The organism is Planktotalea sp. (assembly GCF_049680325.1).
Lineage (GTDB): Bacteria > Pseudomonadota > Alphaproteobacteria > Rhodobacterales > Rhodobacteraceae > Planktotalea.
The window spans coordinates 1-18,819 of the sequence record NZ_JBAUHO010000202.1; the positions used below are offsets into that span (position 1 = coordinate 1).

At 56.0% G+C, this 18,819-nt stretch carries 16 protein-coding genes, 1 tRNA gene, 2 pseudogenes and 1 riboswitch; of the genes and pseudogenes, 9 read left to right on the forward strand and 10 right to left on the reverse strand.

From position 1 onward, the window contains the following. Nucleotides 1-401 (forward strand): annotated as a pseudogene (locus WBC85_RS08940) (right-handed parallel beta-helix repeat-containing protein); the annotation flags it as partial. 2 nt (nucleotides 402-403) lie between these two features. On the opposite strand, the gene WBC85_RS08945 reads toward WBC85_RS08940, so the two are convergent. After that, nucleotides 404-1,063, reverse strand: a complete 660-nt coding sequence (locus tag WBC85_RS08945) for a hypothetical protein (RefSeq protein ID WP_424435536.1) — start codon at nucleotides 1,061-1,063, stop codon at nucleotides 404-406. Nucleotides 1,064-1,204: 141 nt separating this feature from the next. Between WBC85_RS08945 and WBC85_RS08950 the strand changes: the two genes are divergently transcribed. Both WBC85_RS08950 and WBC85_RS08955 read left to right on the forward strand, forming a co-directional pair. After that, on the forward strand, nucleotides 1,205-2,047 hold the full coding sequence (locus WBC85_RS08950; protein WP_424435539.1) for a DUF6206 family protein: 843 nt from the start codon (nucleotides 1,205-1,207) through the stop codon (nucleotides 2,045-2,047). A gap of 66 nt (nucleotides 2,048-2,113) precedes the next feature. Continuing rightward, nucleotides 2,114-2,377, forward strand: a complete 264-nt coding sequence (locus WBC85_RS08955; RefSeq protein ID WP_424435542.1) for an I78 family peptidase inhibitor — start codon at nucleotides 2,114-2,116, stop codon at nucleotides 2,375-2,377. Here the strand turns inward: WBC85_RS08955 and WBC85_RS08960 are convergent. After that, nucleotides 2,374-2,667: an aspartate aminotransferase gene (locus WBC85_RS08960; protein ID WP_424435545.1), complete on the reverse strand. Its 294-nt coding sequence runs from the start codon at nucleotides 2,665-2,667 to the stop codon at nucleotides 2,374-2,376. The genes WBC85_RS08955 and WBC85_RS08960 overlap by 4 nt on opposite strands. A gap of 54 nt (nucleotides 2,668-2,721) precedes the next feature. Further along, nucleotides 2,722-4,926, reverse strand: a complete 2,205-nt coding sequence (gene uvrB / locus WBC85_RS08965) for an excinuclease ABC subunit UvrB (RefSeq protein WP_424435548.1) — start codon at nucleotides 4,924-4,926, stop codon at nucleotides 2,722-2,724. A gap of 284 nt (nucleotides 4,927-5,210) precedes the next feature. Here uvrB and WBC85_RS08970 point away from each other — a divergent pair, with 284 nt between their 5' ends. Beyond that, the gene (locus tag WBC85_RS08970) at nucleotides 5,211-5,522 is read left to right on the forward strand and encodes an ETC complex I subunit (protein ID WP_424435551.1); all 312 of its coding nucleotides are present in this window, start codon (nucleotides 5,211-5,213) and stop codon (nucleotides 5,520-5,522) included. A 149-nt stretch (nucleotides 5,523-5,671) separates the two neighbouring features. On the opposite strand, the gene WBC85_RS08975 is transcribed toward WBC85_RS08970, so the two are convergent. From WBC85_RS08975 to WBC85_RS08995, 5 genes are all read right to left on the reverse strand, one after another. Beyond that, nucleotides 5,672-5,746 (reverse strand) — tRNA-Gly (locus WBC85_RS08975). 95 nt (nucleotides 5,747-5,841) lie between these two features. Continuing rightward, a complete protein-coding gene (locus tag WBC85_RS08980) occupies nucleotides 5,842-6,228 on the reverse strand; it encodes an MAPEG family protein (RefSeq protein WP_424435554.1) in 387 nt (128 codons plus the stop codon). Between the two features lie 161 nt (nucleotides 6,229-6,389). After that, nucleotides 6,390-7,088 carry an SH3 domain-containing protein gene (locus WBC85_RS08985; protein WP_424435557.1) on the reverse strand — a complete coding sequence of 233 codons (699 nt, stop codon included), beginning with the start codon at nucleotides 7,086-7,088 and terminating at the stop codon, nucleotides 6,390-6,392. 50 nt (nucleotides 7,089-7,138) lie between these two features. Next, nucleotides 7,139-10,582 (reverse strand): pyruvate carboxylase, encoded by a 3,444-nt coding sequence (locus tag WBC85_RS08990; protein WP_424435560.1) that lies wholly within the window; start codon nucleotides 10,580-10,582, stop codon nucleotides 7,139-7,141. 123 nt (nucleotides 10,583-10,705) lie between these two features. Continuing rightward, a complete protein-coding gene (locus WBC85_RS08995; protein WP_424435563.1) occupies nucleotides 10,706-11,863 on the reverse strand; it encodes an alpha-hydroxy acid oxidase in 1,158 nt (385 codons plus the stop codon). Nucleotides 11,864-11,958: 95 nt separating this feature from the next. On the opposite strand from WBC85_RS08995, the gene WBC85_RS09000 reads away from it, so the two are divergent. The 4 genes from WBC85_RS09000 (at nucleotide 11,959) to WBC85_RS09015 (ending at nucleotide 16,591) form a co-directional block, all read left to right on the forward strand. Then, a complete protein-coding gene (locus tag WBC85_RS09000) occupies nucleotides 11,959-14,436 on the forward strand; it encodes an ATP-dependent helicase (protein WP_424435566.1) in 2,478 nt (825 codons plus the stop codon). A 297-nt stretch (nucleotides 14,437-14,733) separates the two neighbouring features. Further along, a complete protein-coding gene (locus WBC85_RS09005) occupies nucleotides 14,734-14,955 on the forward strand; it encodes a hypothetical protein (RefSeq protein WP_424435569.1) in 222 nt (73 codons plus the stop codon). Between the two features lie 9 nt (nucleotides 14,956-14,964). Then, a complete protein-coding gene (locus WBC85_RS09010) occupies nucleotides 14,965-15,972 on the forward strand; it encodes a Hint domain-containing protein (protein WP_424435572.1) in 1,008 nt (335 codons plus the stop codon). A 15-nt stretch (nucleotides 15,973-15,987) separates the two neighbouring features. Then, a riboswitch (cobalamin riboswitch) is annotated at nucleotides 15,988-16,197 on the forward strand. Between the two features lie 112 nt (nucleotides 16,198-16,309). Continuing rightward, nucleotides 16,310-16,591, forward strand: a complete 282-nt coding sequence (locus WBC85_RS09015) for a hypothetical protein (protein ID WP_424435575.1) — start codon at nucleotides 16,310-16,312, stop codon at nucleotides 16,589-16,591. A 229-nt stretch (nucleotides 16,592-16,820) separates the two neighbouring features. Here the strand turns inward: WBC85_RS09015 and WBC85_RS09020 are convergent, their stop codons facing one another. Further along, nucleotides 16,821-17,036, reverse strand: coding sequence for a DUF1127 domain-containing protein (locus tag WBC85_RS09020; RefSeq protein ID WP_424435578.1), 216 nt, complete (start codon nucleotides 17,034-17,036; stop codon nucleotides 16,821-16,823). A 251-nt stretch (nucleotides 17,037-17,287) separates the two neighbouring features. Between WBC85_RS09020 and WBC85_RS09025 the strand changes: the two genes are divergently transcribed. Further along, complete coding sequence (locus tag WBC85_RS09025; RefSeq protein ID WP_424435581.1) at nucleotides 17,288-18,364, forward strand: P-loop NTPase; 1,077 nt, start codon at nucleotides 17,288-17,290, stop codon at nucleotides 18,362-18,364. A 104-nt stretch (nucleotides 18,365-18,468) separates the two neighbouring features. Here the strand turns inward: WBC85_RS09025 and WBC85_RS09030 are convergent. Next, a pseudogene (locus WBC85_RS09030) lies at nucleotides 18,469-18,752 on the reverse strand (hypothetical protein); the annotation flags it as partial. Nucleotides 18,753-18,819: the final 67 nt, after the last annotated feature.

Sequence of the window (18,819 nt, forward strand, 5' to 3'; positions counted from 1 at the left end):
ACTTGTTCCGTTCTACACAGGGAACCATTGATCGTGTCGAGCGTATCAATACAACGTTTGCTTCGCTTAACATGTCGTCGGTGCGTGATGTTCTGATGAACGGAAATACGTTCCTGAATGTTGTAACAGGCACCGAGAACCCGCTGACTTTGGAACATAGCCAGAATAACCACGCCCAGACCTGGTATGTCTCTTTCGCGGGGCGTTTGCCATTTGGTGGCAATGCCCAGCAGGTAACGTCGGTGATCCATCACGGTAAAATCAAAACCCCTGCTAACGTGACGCAATATACTGCGCCCTGGATCACCGCCCAAACAGGGAGTAACGGCGATATCGTCGAGGTGGATTGGGAAAAAGACGTGCGCGGGGCGATCAAAATAACCGCGCGCATGGATAGCTAACGTTAGAATTCTTGCCAGATCCCGAGCTTTAGCGCGGGGTCTGGTCCACCAGAGAGATCAAAAGAAACACCAAGCTCGATGTGACGGGATTTCCCGAACTTGCGAACATAGGACGGAGTAAACGTATATGTTCGAGCGCCGTTTGAGGGCACATGCGCCGAGAGCAAACCAATAAGTTTGCCGTGTTCCAGATTGAGCCCCATTGTTGCATCCACGCTGCTTGTTGCGGTCTTCATGTTGGGATTTATGAGTGTGTGGGCATCAAAGGCTACCCAGCCCGGGCGCGAAAAAAGCTGAATGCCAGTTCCATAAGAGGCCCCCAAGCGGATGACATTTTCCCCAAGGTGTTTGCCAGCGCCTATGTCCATTGCAAATTGATGGCGCGCGTTGGGATCACTAAGGGTGTATCGCAAGAATCCAATGGCTTTCAGGCGACTTTGCCGCGTGGCATCAGAGCTGCCCAGATCAAGCCCAAGCGTAACACGCTGGCTTAGCCCGTATTCCGCATATCCGCTTCCGTAAATGTCCGGGTACTCAAACGCGCGCCCTTTGGGCCAGGTCAGACTGGCGCTAGACGAAATGAAGGCGTTACCTTTGCCCCGGGGCCATGCGCCTGCAAAGGCTTGCGCTGCCATAAGGCACAGGAATACTACTAGGAGCAACAGGTTCTTAATGGGCGCATAGCGATACAACATCGTGGTAGCTTGTCCAAACCACCTGAATAAATGGTTAACGCTAATCACGCGCGCTTCTGGCAATAGCAGCAAAGGCGCGATATGTGGGGCACAACAAGAGGGCCGTACATGAGCGATTTGCAAGAACTCGAAAGATTGATCCGCGCGGATAGCGCAGAGCGCGGGCAGGCCGTCAGCAAGCTCGGCTATTTTTGCGCCCCTTTTCGCCCCTCTACAGGGCCGTTGTCTGACAAGGTTATCAAGGTTTATCGCGGGTTGCGCAATCTGGCCGAGCTAGAGCGCTTGGCGCAATGCCACGATGACTATGTCGCGGCACTGGCGCTGACTGGCGTCGATCTGCCTGAAACCGAATTTCACCTGCTGGATATCGACGGCGCGCGCATTCCTGTCATTGTGCAAGAAGCACTGCCCGCAGATAGCATGATGCGGCCACAAATCATCGCGGCTGATCTGGATGGTGCTGTTGAAATGATGGAAGCCGCAGGGCAGGTGATCGCAACCTTCTGGAATAATGCTGACAAGGTGAGCGGGCGGGTCGGATTTCACCCGTCGATCCGCAATTTCGCTTACCTAGATGGCACCGCGTTGTTCTTTGATACTTTCCCACCGCTCATTCATTATTCCCGCGACGAGATGGGAAAGATGCTGCTGACATTCTCCGACAAACGCCTGATGCGTTGGGTCGGACCGTTCTTGCAAAAGAAGGTCACCGGCATTCAGGACGAATGGTATTCCGCGCCTGAGACGCTGGTCGGCCTTGTGGGGAGCGCCTGTCGCTTGCGTCCGAACGACAGCGATGCTTTTTTGGCATGGGGACAGGATTTTGCCCGCCGTGCGATGCCGCGCTGGGCAGAGGAGGCGATTCCGGAAATGAAGGCACCGCCAAAACTGCCAGCCTATTGGACGGGATTTCGTAAAGTTTTAGGACTACAAGGAGAGCCGAATGTTTAAATGGTTAATGTGGAGGAGTGCTGCGCTTGCTTTGGCAAGCTGCGGTGTGCCGTTGGTGCCGGTTGTATGAAACGGTTTTGTATCTTGCTTGTCGTTGCGCTTGCTGCCTGTGTTCCTGCTAAGGAGCAACATTCGAATTCTCCAGAGACATGTCCCAAGTCTCAGTTCAGCAACCTGATCGGAACCGACATCAATGCAGCTGTCCTGCCTTTGACGCTGACATACCGCACGATTTGGCCCGGGGATGTCGTGACGACAGATCATTTGCCAGACCGCATGAATATCGCGGTTGATGATGCAGGGTTGGTTCAAAACTTGAGCTGCGGCTAAACTCCGAAATCCTTAAAGGATTTCGACCCGCTTTCTTTCAAAGAAAGCGTTTCCGGCGCGTCGGTCAGCCAGCTGACGGGCGCGCGGTTGCAAAAGATAATGAAATGGCCCGAATTTTCAGCGACGCGAAATCCGCGCCGATGGATTTCCCGCATGAAGAGATCCATTCCTGCAAAGCGCTCGATGTCGCGCGCTTTTCGTCTTATCACAGCGCCCTGCATAACTGCTTTGGATGAGAAAATATCGTTCAGCCACACTTCGGGCGTCAGAGGTGAAAGTCGGTTTCGCATAGCCTCAGCATGCGAACACAGCGTTAATGTCGAGTTAACGAAAGCAGATTTCGATTATCCGCCTCGTTTTCGCCGCGGCTTAACCCCGCCGCGTTGTCCAGGGCGACCCGCAGTCGAGCGACCAGACATCTTGGTCGCTTCACTCACCGCGTCCTCAATCACCGATTGGCGCGCCAAAGGGTCATCGGAGATCGCTAGATCAACGGCTTCCAACCGCTTCACCTCATCACGCAAGCGCGCGGCCTCTTCAAACTCCAAATTCTCGGCAGCCTTGCGCATATCCGTGCGCAGCCCATCCAGAACCGCAGCAAGGTTTGCCCCAGCGAGCGGCTTGTCGATCCTGGCTGTGACGCGGTTCATATCGACATCGCCCTTATAGAGCCCCGCCAGCACATCCTCGACGTTCTTCTTCACGGTTGCAGGAGTAATGCCATGCAGCTCGTTATAGGCAATCTGCTTGGCGCGGCGGCGGTCGGTTTCACCCAGCGCGCGCTCCATCGAACCTGTGATGCGGTCCGCATACATAATCACGCGCCCCTCGGCGTTACGCGCGGCGCGGCCAATGGTTTGGATCAGCGAAGTTTCCGATCGCAAAAAGCCCTCTTTATCCGCATCCAGAATAGCAACCAACCCGCATTCGGGAATGTCCAGACCTTCGCGCAGCAGGTTGATACCGATCAACACATCAAACGCCCCAAGGCGGAAGTCACGCAGGATTTCGATCCGCTCGATCGTGTCGATATCGCTGTGCATATAGCGCACTTTGATCCCTTGCTCGTGCAGATATTCAGTTAGATCTTCCGCCATACGTTTGGTGAGCGTGGTCACCAAGGTGCGAAAACCTGCGGCGGTGACTTTCCGCACTTCGTCAAGCAAATCATCCACTTGCATATCAACTGGGCGGATTTCGACCATCGGATCAAGCAGGCCGGTCGGGCGAATAACCTGTTCGGTGAAGACGCCGCCCGTTTGCTCCATCTCCCATTTGGACGGGGTGGCCGAGACAAAGACGGATTGCGGACGCATCGCATCCCATTCTTCGAACTTCAAAGGTCGGTTGTCCATGCAAGAGGGCAGGCGGAAACCATGTTCCGCCAACGTAAACTTGCGCCGATAGTCGCCCTTATACATCGCGCCGATTTGCGGCACAGACACATGGCTTTCGTCAGCAAAAACAATGGCATTGTCAGGAATGAATTCGAACAACGTGGGGGGCGGCTCGCCCGGTGCGCGGCCTGTTAGATAACGCGAATAGTTTTCAATGCCGTTGCACACACCCGTCGCTTCCAACATTTCAAGATCAAAGTTCGTGCGCTGCTCAAGGCGCTGCGCCTCTAACAACTTTCCATCGTTGACCAGTTGGTCAAGCCTTGTGCGCAGCTCTTTCTTAATGCTTTGCACGGCTTGGTTCATCGTCGGCTTGGGTGTCACGTAGTGTGAATTCGCATAAACACGAATCCGCTCCATCGTGTCCTTCTTTTCGCCCGTCAGCGGATCGAATTCGGTGATGTTTTCCAGCTCCTCACCGAAGAAGGACAACCGCCATGCGCGATCTTCAAGGTGGGCAGGGAATATTTCCAAACTGTCGCCGCGCACACGGAATGAACCACGCGCAAAGGCCGCATCATTGCGTTTGTATTGCTGCGCCACCAAATCGGCCATAACCGCGCGTTGATCGTAGGTCTTCCCAACCTCCAGATCGAGCGTCATCGCGCCATATGTCTCAACCGAGCCAATACCGTAAATGCACGATACAGAGGCGATGATAATCACATCGTCCCGTTCAAGCAGTGCACGCGTCGCAGAGTGGCGCATGCGGTCGATCTGCTCGTTAATCTGGCTCTCTTTTTCGATATAAGTGTCCGAGCGCGCGACATAGGCTTCGGGCTGATAGTAGTCATAAAAGCTGACGAAATACTCAACCGAGTTGTCAGGAAAAAAGCCTTTGAACTCGCCGAACAATTGCGCCGCGAGCGTCTTGTTCGGGGCCAGAATGATCGCAGGCCTTTGAGTTTCCTCAATCATTTTCGCCATGGTGAAGGTCTTGCCGGTCCCCGTCGCTCCCAGCAAAACCTGATCGCGCTCGCCCGCTCGGATACCCTCGCAGAGCTCTTTGATCGCAGTCGGCTGATCGCCCGCAGGCTCAAAATCCGTGTGCATTTTAAAGGCTATGCCGCCCTCAAGTTTCTCACGCTCTTTTACCGCTTTAGACGGGGCATTCATCAAAACGGGCATACTGTCTGTGTGGACATCGGGCATGGGCGACTCGCTATTCGGGATTACCCTACATTTGATCGCTTTTTGTTCTTGTTCAAGGGGCGGTGCCCTGGCAACGACGAAACTGTAGTCTTTTGACAGTTGTTATTGTGCTTGGATTTCCAAACCTTGCGCGTGCTTTCTATACCGCAATCAAAACAACCTCTGGATCGCTTCAAGGCGCAGCGGCGGGTTTGATGGCCGCATTCGCTCGATTTGATGCAATTTCCAGCTTGCTCCTTCGGGGGAATTTTCCGATAACGAGCAAGGTTTCAAAGGAGCCCACCATGCAAGCACGTATTTACCAACCTTCACGCAACGCCATGCAATCCGGTCAAGGCAAGACACATACGTGGATTTTGGAACATGCGCCGAATTCATCGCGTGAGGTTGATCCGTTGATGGGCTGGACCTCTTCGGATGATACCCAGTCACAGGTTAAACTGCGCTTTGAAAGCAAAGAGGCGGCGCTTGCCTACGCACAAGCGCATGGGATCGAGGCCACCGTTCGCGAACCGAATAAACGCAAAGCGAATATTCGCGCTGGCGGATACGGCGAAAACTTCGCAACAGGCCGCCGCGGATCCTGGACCCACTAACAAGCCACGTGGACACTCGATAAGTTCCCCCGAGCTCGCGCCTTGCGCGGGCTTTTTCATTGCGCGTTCAATGTGTTGCAAGACCTCAAAACGACGAAAGGCCTCCCGAAGGAGGCCTTGCCGTATCAGCTGGGTGGGCTGATCCAAATTGGAGCGGGCGAGGCGATTCGAACGCCCGACCCTAACCTTGGCAAGGTTATGCTCTACCCCTGAGCTACGCCCGCACCGTTTGGTAGGGCGTATTTAGGCCTGCGGCGGCGCGCCCGCAAGAGGAAAAGTAACTCAATTCGACATTTTTTTTATGCGCTTCATCTGAACGCTAGAACAGGCCATGAAAGACTAAACCCAATGCGCTCAGCAGGATCATTGAAAGCGTCAAAACCGTTCCCAGAACACGCGCGCCCATGACAGGCGGCGACGCGGAAAACCCCCAGGCATGCAGGGCGCGACCAATCAACAGCATTGCCCCGAGAATATGCACGGCCAGAACAGGAGCTGTCGAAAGCTCAACCAAAGCCAATAGCAACAATCCTATTGGCGCGTATTCAGCGCAATTGGCATGGGCGCGCATTCGCTTCAACAGGCTGATATCCCCCGCATCGCCCAAAGAAATCCTGTTCCCGCGCCGATAGCGGATCACACGCAGGCTAAGTATAATAAAAATCAAGGCAATAAGCCCCGCATAGATAGATGTTACAGCCAGCATCGGCTTACTCCCTCAACAAAAAACCAAACATAAAAGGGCTGCCGCGGCATTGCTACAGTAACCTTCATTTTGCCGAATAAACTCCGGAGTTTGAGGCAGAGCCTCAATCCGCGCGTTAGCGCCAAACCTGTGCGCCCTGAAAGGGCGCTCGATTCCATCCTTCATCGTCGCCGTGCGAAATAGCTTTTAAGGTGGGCTTGCGTGACATCGCTATCATAGCAAAGCGGCGCATAGCCACCTCGTCGTGACCAAGCACTGCGCTTGCCACAGCGTCGTCCAGCGCGATCATGATTATAGTCACACGGGCAGCTTCCGGGGTATGCGGCAATGCTCTGACGGATGATCGCTTTGCGCGCCATCGTGATGTCACGGCTGCTCGGCGTGGCTACGCTTCGCACTGTTTTCTTGGGGGCAACTGGCGTAGCTTTAGGTGCCAAAGCGGATATGTATTTGCTGGATACCCAACCTGACACAGCGGTGCCATCGCGTGATCCATTGATGCGTGTCCAGCCGCCACTTTGCTCGATCACAGCGACTTTTGCACCGCGTGTCAGGGCGCCAATACGTTTGTTTGACTGCGCTGGCCCGCTGCGCACATTCAGACTGTTCGCCGTTACATATAGATATCTGGGGATCGTGCGTGCGTTCGGTTTTTCAACAGGTTCCGCAGGTTGCTTTAACGCAATAGGTCTTGCTGCATCGTCAAGTAGCGCGGATTTACCCTCGTCCAACTTCAAAAGCGGACTGTCGATCGCATGTGGCGTGAATTCTTTTGTCACAGGGGCGTCGTCTGGCAACAACGCGTTTATCGCAAAGACTGCGAAGAACACATAGCCAAGACCCGAAAACAACCGTTGCATTGTAACCTCTTAACAAAGGTTAACACGCAACGGTTGCGTTTCAAGCGGGTTTACTCCAGTTCGACCAGCAAGTCCTTCGCATCGATCTGCGCACCTGCTGTCACATGCACGGCCTTGATGATCGCATCGCGTTCGGCGTGGATGCCCGTTTCCATCTTCATCGCTTCGATGGTCAGCAGCAGATCGCCTTCTTTCACTTTGCTGCCAGCAACAGCTGTGACCGTTGCGACAACGCCGGGCATTGGTGCGCCAACATGGTTTTCGTTGGTGACATCTGCCTTGGGGCGCGCTGCTGTCGCGGCTTTGACCGCACGGTTCGCAATGCGAACAACGCGGGGCTGGCCGTTTAGCTCGAAGAAGACCTTCACATCGCCGTCTTCCAGTGTTTCGCCGACGGCTTGCAGGCGAATTTCCAGCGTCTTGCCAGGATCAATCTCTGCGCTGATCTCTTCGCCTGACTCCATGCCGTAAAAGAACGTGCGCGTCGGAAGGGTGCGCACGGGGCCATAAATGCGGTGGCGACCCATGTAGTCAAGAAAGACCTTGGGATACATCAGATAGCCATTCAGATCCTCGTCATCGACCTCGCGCCCGTCCAGAAGCTCTGACAATTTCTTGCGCTCGCCCTCAAGATCAACAGGGGGCAGCGATTTTCCGGGGCGCTCCAGATTAGGCGCATCGCCCTTTAGAACCTTGGAAACAATTCCACTTGGAAAGCCACCGGGAGGCTGGCCAAGGTTGCCGCGCATCATGTCGATGACGCTATCAGGGAAGGCGACATCTGTGTCGGCGTCTTCAACCTGGGCGCGGGTCAAGCCCTGCGACACCATCATCAGGGCCATATCGCCCACCACTTTGGAGGACGGTGTCACCTTCACGATATCGCCGAACATCTGGTTCACATCCGCATAGGTGCGCGCCACTTCGGGCCAGCGTTCTTCCAGACCAAGCGAGCGCGCCTGCGCCTTGAGGTTGGTGAACTGTCCACCGGGCATTTCGTGCAGGTAGACTTCCGAAGCAGGGGCCGCGAGACCGCTTTCAAAGGCAATGTATTGCGCGCGTACCTGCTCCCAATAATCGGACATCTCGCGCACGGCGTCGATATCCAGCCCGGTATCGCGTTCTGTATGACGCAGCGCCTCGACGATAGAGCCAAGGCAGGCCTGTGAGGTGCCGCCGGAAAACGCGTCCATCGCCGCATCGGCCGCATCCACGCCCGCTTCGGCAGCGGCAAGGATCGTCGCACCCGCAATGCCAGAGGTGTCATGGGTGTGGAAATGGATCGGCAGGCCGACCTCTTCCTTTAGTGCCTTAACCAATACGCGGGCCGCAGCAGGTTTGAGAAGACCCGCCATATCTTTCAGTCCCAAAACATGGGCACCGGCCGCCTTCAGCTCTTTACCCATGCTGACGTAATAATTCAGATCATATTTAGCGCGTGCAGGGTCCAGAATATCGCCCGTGTAGCAGATGGTGCCTTCGCAAACCTTGTTCGCTTCGACCACTGCGTCCATTGCGACACGCATGTTTTCAACCCAGTTCAGACTGTCGAACACGCGGAACACATCGACGCCTGTTTCTGCCGCCTGACGGACAAATTCCTGCACCACATTGTCAGGATAGTTCGTGTAACCCACGCCGTTAGAGGCGCGCAGCAACATCTGCGTCATCACATTTGGCATGGCGGCGCGCAGATCGCGCAAGCGCTGCCAAGGGCATTCCTGCAAGAAACGGTAGGCTACATCGAATGTCGCGCCGCCCCAGCACTCGACCGAAAACAGCGGTGCAAGGTTGGACGCATAGGCGGGTGCGGCCTTAATCATGTCAATCGAACGCATGCGCGTGGCAAGCAAGGACTGATGCCCGTCGCGCATGGTTGTGTCTGTCAGTAACAGACGCTTTTGCGCGGCCATCCAATCCGCAACAGCCTGTGGTCCTTTTTCATCCAAAAGGGTCTTGGTGCCGTAGGGGGCTTGCTCGGCGCGCACCGCTGGCGGGCGCGGCGCTTTGATCTCTGCGGCAGGGGCAGGGCGTCCAGTCGTTTCGGGGTGCCCGTTCACAGTTATGTCCGCGATATACGTCAGGATCTTGGTGGCGCGGTCGCGGCGTTTGGTGAAATCAAACAGGCCCGGCGTGTTGTCGATAAATGTCGTCGTGTATTCGTTGCTCAGGAACGTCGGATGTTTCAGCAGGTTTTCGACAAAGGCAATGTTGGTGCTGACGCCGCGAATACGGAATTCGCGCAGGGCGCGGTCCATACGGGCAATCGCTGCCTCGGGGGTTTGCGCATGTGCAGTGACCTTCACCAGCAAGGAATCGTAATAACGCGTAATCACGCCGCCCGAATAGGCGGTGCCGCCATCAAGGCGAATGCCCATGCCGGTGGCAGAGCGATAGGCCGTGATACGGCCATAATCGGGGATAAAGTTGTTCTGCGGATCTTCCGTCGTGATCCGCGTTTGAAGCGCGTGACCATTCAGATAGATGTCGCTCTGGTTGGCTTTACCTGTCGCCTCGGCAATGGTTTTGCCCTCAGCGATCTTGATCTGGGCTTGCACAATGTCGATGCCAGTCACTTCTTCCGTGACGGTATGTTCAACCTGCACACGCGGGTTGACTTCGATGAAATAGAATTTGCCGCTGTCCATATCCATCAGGAATTCAACGGTGCCTGCACATTCGTAATTCACGTGGGCGCAAATCTTGCGGCCAAGTTCACAAATTTCTGTGCGTTGTGCGTCGCTCAGGTAGGGGGCAGGGGCGCGCTCGACGACCTTTTGGTTGCGCCGCTGGACCGAACAATCGCGTTCGAACAGATGGTACATGCCGCCATGACTGTCGCCAAGGATTTGCACCTCGACGTGGCGTGCGCGGGTAATCATCTTTTCCAGATAGCCCTCGCCGTTGCCAAAGGCGGCTTCGGCCTCGCGGCGACCTTCAAGCACTTTTTCTTCGACCTCGGCCTCAGAAAAGATCGGGCGCATTCCGCGACCACCGCCGCCCCATGAGGCCTTTAGCATCAATGGATAGCCGACGTCTTTTGCCTCTGCTTTGATGGCGCCGATATCATCGCCCAGAACTTCTGTCGCAGGAATGACCGGCACGCCCGCTTCAATTGCCACGCGGCGGGCAGACGCTTTGTCGCCCAAGGCGCGCATCGTTGCGGCCTTTGGGCCGATAAAGGTAATGCCGGCGGCATCGCAGGCATCTACGAAATCGGGGTTTTCCGAAAGAAGGCCATACCCCGGGTGGATTGCATCCGCGCCCGACAGCTTTGCTACGCGAATAATCTCGTCAATAGACAGATAGGCCGCGACTGGCCCCATGCCCTCGCCAATGCGATAGGCTTCGTCCGCTTTGAAGCGGTGCAGGCCCAGTTTGTCTTCTTCGGCATAGACGGCGACCGTCTTTTTACCCATCTCATTGGCGGCCCGCATGATACGGATGGCGATTTCACCGCGATTGGCTATGAGGATTTTGCGAAATTCGGTCATGGCAGATGTCCTGATCGTTCAGCAGATATTTGTTTCTTTAGCGCTGCGAGCCAGCGCGATACTTGTAGGAGTGGGCATAGAATGCCGCTAGTGGTAAAATAAATATACCACTGATGGCAAGCATTAGTCGGTGTAGAGCTTTTTGGAAAGTGTGCTTAGGTCCTTCGCGCCAATTTGCCCCATATTTGCAACCATATCCGCGCGTAGTATCGCCGCTAAATGTGCAGGCCCGGCAGCGCCCAAAGCGCCAAGGGCATAGTGCCAAGCACGTCCCATCATCACAAAATCAGCTCCCAAAGCGAGTGCGCGCAAGATATCAAGTCCGCCACTGATGGCGCTATCATAGATCAATGGCAACGAAGTTGCAGCGCGCATCTGGGGTAGGACTTCAATTGCGGCAGGGGCCGCATCGAACTGACGGCCTGCATGATTGGAGAGCCAGATCGCATCGACGCCAGCGCCCTCGAGGCGCGGGGCATCTTCGGCATTCAACACGCCTTTTACAATGAAATGCCCCTCCCAGTTGTCGCGCAGCCATTGCACATATTCCCAATCGGGCGAGGTCCGCAGCAGGTAGCCCACATGCGCCGTGCTGCTTAGCCCTTCGGTTTGCCCCGCAACGTGATCCAGATAGCTGTCCATCAAGCGCATACGCGGCATGCCAAGGCGGGCGGTCCCAAGCGCCCATGCAGGGCAGCGCGCCACCTGTGCCAGCAGGCGCGGGGTCAGTTTTGGTGGCTGTTGCAATCCACCGCGCAACTGGCGCTCGCGGCGCGAGGCAACGGGAACATCAACGGTCAAAACCAAAGTGTGAAACCCCGCCGCCTTGGCGCGGTTCAGCATGTCGGTGCGAATGCCCTCATCGCGGGGCGGATACATCTGGAACCAGCCTTGCGCGCCAAGCACGTCAGCAACTTCTTCGGGCGTGCGCGTCGCAACTGTGGATAGCGTGTAAGGAACATCCAGTTCCGCCGCGCTTTGTGCGAGAATGCGTTCGGCATTGGGCCATATCAATCCTGACATTCCAACGGGCGCAATGCCAAAGGGCAGGGGCATCTTGCGGCCCAGCAAGCTTGTGGAAAGGTCTGCCTCAAACTCTCCATGCAGGATCGAGGGCATCATCAGAATCTCATCCAGTTTCGCGCGATTGCGCGCTTTGGTGGCTTCTGTGCCTGTCGCGCTGTCCAGATATTCCCAAACGAAATGCGGTATACGACGCTGCGCCGCTTGGCGCAGATCAGAGATTGCGGGATATTTACTATGCAAGTTCATGGCCCGCATTTGTCTTTGAAGCGCTGGATTTGTCCACTAAAGAATGTAGAACAGAGCGCGAACCTCTCTTTTCCTGACCACGATTCCGCGCTAGGGTTACCGCCATGAGCAGTTATGACGAAAACGACGCCTTTGAAGGCGCATCGCTAAGCCAACGGGCCATGGGGCAGGTTGCAGGACGACCTGCGCCTTATCTGGATGGCCTTAACCCCGCGCAGCGCGAGGCGGTCGAGGCATTGGATGGCCCTGTCTTGATGCTTGCAGGGGCGGGGACGGGTAAAACCAAAGCCCTGACGACGCGCATTGTGCATCTGATGAACACAGGCCGCGCACGTCCGAATGAAATTCTGGCGGTGACCTTCACCAACAAAGCCGCGCGCGAAATGAAGATCCGCGTTGGCGGCATGCTTGGTCAACCGATTGAAGGGATGCCATGGCTCGGCACGTTTCATGCGATCTGTGTGAAATTGTTGCGTCGCCATGCGGAATTGGTCGGGCTGAAAAGCAACTTTACCATTCTGGACACAGACGATCAGCTGCGTTTGCTGAAACAGCTTTTGCGCGCCGAAAGCATCGACGACAAACGCTGGCCTGCGCGCATGCTGGCGAACCTGATTGACGGTTGGAAAAACCGCGCATTGACCCCTGAAAAGGTGCCAAGCGCGGATGCCAGCGCGTTCAACAACCGCGGCACCGAGTTCTATGAGATGTATCAAAAGCGTCTGATCGAGCTGAACGCCGTCGATTTCGGCGATCTATTGCTCCATGTGGTGCAGATCTTCCAGACGCATGAGGACGTGCTCCAGCAATATCAACGCTGGTTCCGCTATATTCTGGTGGACGAGTATCAGGATACCAACGTCGCGCAATATCTCTGGCTGCGATTGCTGGCCGGCGGGCACAAGAACATCTGCTGCGTCGGGGATGATGACCAGTCGATCTATGGCTGGCGCGGCGCGGAAGTGGGCAATATCCTGCGCTTTGAAAAGGATTTTCCGGGGGCCAAGGTCGTCCGCCTTGAGCAGAATTACCGCTCGACCCCGCATATTCTGGCCGCCGCGTCCAATGTGATCGCAGGCAACGAGGGGCGCCTTGGCAAAGATCTGTGGACCGCGTCCGAGGAGGGCGAAAAGGTCCGCCTGATCGGCCATTGGGACGGCGAAGAAGAAGCGCGCTGGATTGGCGAAGAGGTTGAGGCCATGCAAGGCGGGGCGCGGGGTATGCGCCCGATATCCTTGGACGAAATGGCCATCCTCGTGCGCGCTTCGCACCAGATGCGCGCCTTCGAGGATCGCTTTCTCACCATCGGCTTGCCCTACCGCGTCATTGGCGGTCCGCGTTTCTATGAGCGCATGGAAATCCGCGATGCGATGGCCTATTTCCGCGTTGTGACCTCGCCCGATGATGATCTCGCGTTCGAGCGGATTGTAAACACCCCCAAACGCGGGCTTGGCGATAAGGCGCAGCAGAAAATCCAGATCGCCGCGCGCGCGAACGGTGTCAGTTTGGTCGAGGGCGCGCGCATTTGCGTGGAAACCAAAGAGATCGGCGGCAAGGGCGGTGCAGAACTGGCAAAGCTGGTCGAAGGGATTGATCGCTGGTCTGCGATGACGCGCGGGCCGCGTCTTGCCGTGACAATAGAGGAAGACGCCGTTCTGGACGAGGATGGTCCTTTCAGTGGGCCCATCACCGAACGCATTGAATATGGTCCCCCCGAAACGGGCCATGTCGAACTGGCGCAAATCATTCTGGACGAGTCTGGCTATACGACCCATTGGCAGAACGACAAAACACCCGAAGGGCCGGGGCGGCTTGAAAACCTCAAGGAATTGGTGAAGGCGCTGGAGCAATTCGAAAACCTGCAAGGGTTTCTTGAGCACGTAAGCCTGATAATGGACAATTCGCAGGACGATCAGGGCGCGAAAGTTTCGATCATGACACTACACGGGGCCAAGGGGCTCGAATTTCCGGCGGTTTTCCTGCCCGGGTGGGAGGACGGATTGTTCCCCTCGCAGCGTTCAATGGATGAAAGCGGCCTCAAAGGGCTCGAAGAGGAACGTCGCCTTGCCTATGTGGGCATTACCCGCGCTGAAGAGCTTTGCACAATCTCCTTTGCTGCCAATCGCATGGTGTTCGGGCAATGGCAAAATGCGCTGCCCTCGCGCTTTATCGACGAATTGCCCGAGGCTCATGTGGACGTGCTGACACCGCCCGGCCTTTATGGCGGTAGCTACGGCGCGGCTGGCATGGGCGGCGGTCTGGCAGGATCGGGGCGCTCTGATCTTGAAACCCGTGTGAAAGAGGCGGATGTCTACAATTCCCCCGGCTGGAAGCGCTTGCAAGCGCGCAAGGATCAACGCCCTGTTGGACAGCCCTCGGAAGCCAAGAACATCATCATTGATATGACCGCGAATTCCAGCTTTTCCATGGGCGAGCGCGTGTTCCATCAGAAGTTCGGTTATGGCGCTGTCATTGGCATCGAAGGTGACAAGCTTGAGATTGCCTTTGAAAAAGCGGGTAACAAGAAGGTCGTTTCGCGCTTTGTGACGCCCGCAGACGCGGTAGATGACATTCCATTCTAAGCCAATAGACAGGAAAATACGTGTTTAGGTTGATTGGTACTCGCCTTGCGATGTGATTTTGCCACATCTAATAGAGGCATTGTTTACAATGCATTTTGAAAAACTAAAAAAATAGAGTATCCTGTCCGAAACAGGGCAACATGCCTTGGAAAAATGAGAGTGCCGCACAAGCGGCACCATACTTTGGGCGGCAGATCGAGCAGTTTGCCAAGCTATAAATTGAGACAGCGCAGCACATCTGCGCAAATTTTTATCGTTTTGCGGTAGGTCTGTGCCTGCCACATCAGGGGTTGGTTAATGGGCAATAGCGCGAAAATACTAGAAGCACGCTCAAAGGCGTTTTCCCAACGTCTGCGTTCTGAACATAGCCATGCGCCAGATGCGCGCGATGTACTTGGCGCGGAAAAAGACCTCGGAACAGGCGCGATCGGGTTTCAGCTTTCTGGGCAAGGCAAGCGACTTTTGTTTCGCGCGCTTGATCTAGAGCGGAAAGCCAAAATTCGTTCGGCTCGAAGCTAGGATAGCGGTATGCCTACCTATACAGTCGAAGCATTTCGTTGGACGGGAACGGGTTACAATTCCGTCTACAACACATCCTATACTGCTGTTTTGACCGACAACGATCCTAATTACCAAGGGAGCGGTGATGGTGGTGAAACTGTATCAATCAATGGCGGCGCAGCGGGCTCGACGACAAGCGCGCCCTACGCAATCAACGTGAGCTTTACACCTCTAGGGGGCGGCGCTAGCCAAGTAGAAACGTTTTACTTCTTTTATACGACGGCTTCGCCCGCTGGCTGGTACTTCGTACCTGCGCCCGGTTCTGCGTTCACAGTTGGCGCGACACTCGGGGGCTATCAAAGCCACACCACCGGCTGGACCTATTCTTCTATCGTTTGCTTTGGCGAGGGTACGTTGATCGAAACAGATCAAGGCTTGCGCGCCGTTGAGACGCTAGAACCCGGCGCGCGCATTGCGCTCGCTGATGGCGGTTTCGCACCGCTGCGCCTTAATCTTCTCAGTCCCGTCAGCGCGGATCAAATGGCCTCTCACGACAATCTGCGCCCCGTTCGTATCTGCGGCGGCGCGCTTGGCAACGGGCTGCCAAAACGCGATTTGCTGGTATCGCGCCAGCATCGCATGCAGGTCAGCTCTGCGATTGCTGCGCGAATGTTTGGCAATCAAAACGTACTCATCGCTGCAATCAGACTGACCGACCTACCCGGGATCTATGTGGACGACAGTCTGGAATCGCTGAATTATTATCATCTGGTCTTCGATCGCCATAATGTCGTCTTTGCTGAAGGGGCACCTGCGGAAAGCTTTTATACAGGGCGCGAAGCCATTGCCGCGCTTAATCCGGATGCGCGCGGTGAGGTGTTAACGCTTTTCCCCCAACTGGCGCGTAAAGCCCGCAAGATGAAACCGGCTCGGCTGATTCCAGAGCGGGTTCAGCAAAAACAACTGATCGCGCGCCACATGCGCAACGAAAAGCCGCTTTTAAGCGCAATGACGGCGCAAGAAGCTGTTGTGTAAGCCCTGCTTGTTTGGCTAGTCTAACCCCATCAAGGTGCTGAAGGTGTGATGCCTTCGGAGAATTGGGAAGCTGGTGGAAATCCAGCGCTGCCCCCGCAACGGTGTGGGCGAGAGTTTTGGCATATCCACTGAGGCTGATCGAGCTTTGGGAAGGGGTCGAAACACGGAGGCACATGCGCTCCACTCGCTCCAAGCCCGGAAACCAGCCTTGGTGTGATGACCGAAACCGCGGGCGGCGGAGCAGGCGAGACATGCGCTGCTTCTCATAGCCTGTTCTCTTCTGCCTTCCCCGTTTCGCTTAACATTTAGCGCCCCGGGGTGTGGGCAAGGAGAAGCAATGAGCGCGAAACAGATTTTTCAAGCACTACAGGATTTTGACGGGGAAGGCGCGGCCAGCCGCGATGCTGCCAATGCAGGCTTTCTTGAATGGGCGCTAAGCCTGCCACTCAGCAGCAGTGCACGTCGCGAAGCCAAACGCGCGTTGGTGCATCTGGATGCGATCCCCGAGCCTGCGACCGCCGCTCAACTCTTCATTGCGCATTTGCGTGTTGCAAGCTGCGCATTGCCAGACCCCGTTCGCCGGGGCGGCGCGCGCGCACGGCGGCGTGTTCTGCATTAACTTTGGAATGGAATTGCCCGAACAGGCGATTGGACAAAAGAAAACGGCGATGTGTGGGAGGACACATCGCCGTTCTTTTTAACAAGCCTCTCAAGGGAGGAGGAGAGAGTAACTTGCTATCTCTGGCCTTTGGGGCCGTATTTTGGGCGGGGACACAGGGAGGAGCGTGCCACCGCCAGAAACAGCTGGCCAATCTGGGAGGAGAAAGCCGGCTGTGTTCTATCTCTTGTTACGCCTGATAGGCGGCCTCATATGCAATGCGGCGGATCATCGAGCGGCTAAGGCCCAGATCGTTCAACTCACGTGTGGACAGGCTGCTCAGCTCGTTGAGTGTCTGGTTGAAAACTGCGCGTTTCATGCGAGCGTCTTTAACGCCCTGCCAGATTGCTGCCAGCTTGTCGCCGAACGTGGCGTTGTTTGTTAGTGTCTCTGTAAAGAATGCCATTTGCATTTTCCTACTCATTTAACCGTTTCGCAAAGCAGTGTTGCTTGCTGTTGAACTGAATATGGAGCCAATGCTGCACTTGCACAATATCCCTTTTGGCAATGCTGCTATGCAGAAACTGCATACGCGACGTTGGGTTAACTTTCGGTAATCGTTTGCCTTTTTCTTGGGCAGTTTGAAAACTTCACTTCAAAGCCTTGCACCTGCGCGCAAAGCTGCGAGGTATAGTGCAAGCCTAATGGAGTGAACACATGAGCCAGTTAGAGACAGATATTCGCGCCGCACTCGCACGCTTAGCCTTGCCTGATGGTGGCGACTTGATTAGCCGCGATATGATCCGCGCACTTTCTGTGGACGATGCTTCCGTGCGCTTCGTCATCGAAGCGCCAAGCCCCGCGATTGCCCAGCAGATGGAACCCTTGCGCAAGGCCGCCGAAGCCGCCGTTGCCGCAGTCGCAGGATCACGCAGTGTGTCTGCCGCACTTACGGCCCATGGCCCCGCTGCGCCCAAAGCGCCGCCGCCCAGCCTGAAAATCGGCGGCCACCCCAAACCGCAAGAGGGCGGGCCGGCCAAGGTTTCAGGCGTTGATCGCATTCTGGCTGTTGGCTCTGGCAAGGGCGGCGTTGGCAAATCGACTGTCTCGTCCAACCTTGCAGTTGCGCTGGCCAAGCAGGGTCGGCGCGTCGGTCTTTTGGACGCGGATATTTACGGTCCCTCGCAGCCGCGCATGATGGGGGTGAACAAACGCCCTGCCAGCCCTGACGGCAAAACCATCATTCCGCTTAAAGCGCATGGTGTTACGATGATGTCGATCGGCCTTATGATGGACCCGGACAAGGCCATCGTCTGGCGCGGCCCTATGCTTATGGGTGCGCTCCAGCAAATGCTGGGGCAGGTGGAATGGGGCGAACTGGACGTTCTCATTGTCGATCTGCCACCGGGCACAGGGGATGTGCAACTGACGCTCTGCCAGCGCACACAGGTTACGGGCGCAATCGTTGTGAGCACCCCGCAGGATGTGGCGCTGCTGGATGCGCGTAAAGCCCTGGATATGTTCGCGACCCTGAAAACCCCTGTGTTGGGCCTGATCGAGAATATGTCGATGTTCAAATGCCCCGATTGCGGCTCCGAACATGCGATCTTTGGCCAAGGCGGCGTCGCTGCCGAAGCGGAGCGCCTGAACCTGCCCTTGCTTGGCGCGCTTCCGATTGACCTTGAAACCCGCCTGGCTGGCGATAGCGGCACCCCCATAGCAGCAGGGGACGGGGATATGGCGCAGGCCTATGCAAAACTCGCCAAAGGTTTGATCGAGGGCGGGATGGCTTAGGCGAGCGTTGGTAGTTTTTCGCGAATGACGGCTTTGCGGGACGAAGCGGCTTTATGCAGGCGAGGCTATTGCTGACGCGGCTTTCTCTCGCATGTGCGCAAGCCTGATCGCACCCACGCAATCACTGTTTCCCTCGTGTTTTTGGTCAGTTCGTACTGAACCGGTTTCTTGGTTTTGCTTTGGATCACCGATACCCGCTCGCGAACACGATCATCTTTAACCAGATCCAAAACGGCGAGTTTGACCAGATCACAGCCTCGAAGCTTACTATCGATTGCAACATCGATAACAGCGCAAGGTCACGAAGATAACCCGCAAGTTCGAGCCGCGCGCTGACGACAGGAACATAGCATTCGTTCGAATGACCGTCGTGAAACGGAACCCTCAGGCATTATCTCTACAAGTGCGTTAGGCCGCTCAAAGCCCAAATCGACCAACGCGGCACCTCTTTGCGC

Excerpts from the sequence above, each read along its gene's own strand:
- WBC85_RS08950 (WP_424435539.1), top strand. The coding sequence starts at position 1,205 with ATGAGCGATTTGCAAGAACTCGAAAGATTGATCCGCGCGGATAGCGCA.
- WBC85_RS08955 (WP_424435542.1), top strand. The coding sequence starts at position 2,114 with ATGAAACGGTTTTGTATCTTGCTTGTCGTTGCGCTTGCTGCCTGTGTT.
- WBC85_RS08960 (WP_424435545.1), bottom strand. The coding sequence starts at position 2,667 with ATGCGAAACCGACTTTCACCTCTGACGCCCGAAGTGTGGCTGAACGAT.
- uvrB (WP_424435548.1), bottom strand. The coding sequence starts at position 4,926 with ATGCCCGATGTCCACACAGACAGTATGCCCGTTTTGATGAATGCCCCG.
- WBC85_RS08970 (WP_424435551.1), top strand. The coding sequence starts at position 5,211 with ATGCAAGCACGTATTTACCAACCTTCACGCAACGCCATGCAATCCGGT.
- WBC85_RS08980 (WP_424435554.1), bottom strand. The coding sequence starts at position 6,228 with ATGCTGGCTGTAACATCTATCTATGCGGGGCTTATTGCCTTGATTTTT.
- WBC85_RS08985 (WP_424435557.1), bottom strand. The coding sequence starts at position 7,088 with ATGCAACGGTTGTTTTCGGGTCTTGGCTATGTGTTCTTCGCAGTCTTT.
- WBC85_RS08990 (WP_424435560.1), bottom strand. The coding sequence starts at position 10,582 with ATGACCGAATTTCGCAAAATCCTCATAGCCAATCGCGGTGAAATCGCC.
- WBC85_RS08995 (WP_424435563.1), bottom strand. The coding sequence starts at position 11,863 with ATGCGGGCCATGAACTTGCATAGTAAATATCCCGCAATCTCTGATCTG.
- WBC85_RS09000 (WP_424435566.1), top strand. The coding sequence starts at position 11,959 with ATGAGCAGTTATGACGAAAACGACGCCTTTGAAGGCGCATCGCTAAGC.
- WBC85_RS09005 (WP_424435569.1), top strand. The coding sequence starts at position 14,734 with ATGGGCAATAGCGCGAAAATACTAGAAGCACGCTCAAAGGCGTTTTCC.
- WBC85_RS09010 (WP_424435572.1), top strand. The coding sequence starts at position 14,965 with ATGCCTACCTATACAGTCGAAGCATTTCGTTGGACGGGAACGGGTTAC.
- WBC85_RS09015 (WP_424435575.1), top strand. The coding sequence starts at position 16,310 with ATGAGCGCGAAACAGATTTTTCAAGCACTACAGGATTTTGACGGGGAA.
- WBC85_RS09020 (WP_424435578.1), bottom strand. The coding sequence starts at position 17,036 with ATGGCATTCTTTACAGAGACACTAACAAACAACGCCACGTTCGGCGAC.
- WBC85_RS09025 (WP_424435581.1), top strand. The coding sequence starts at position 17,288 with ATGAGCCAGTTAGAGACAGATATTCGCGCCGCACTCGCACGCTTAGCC.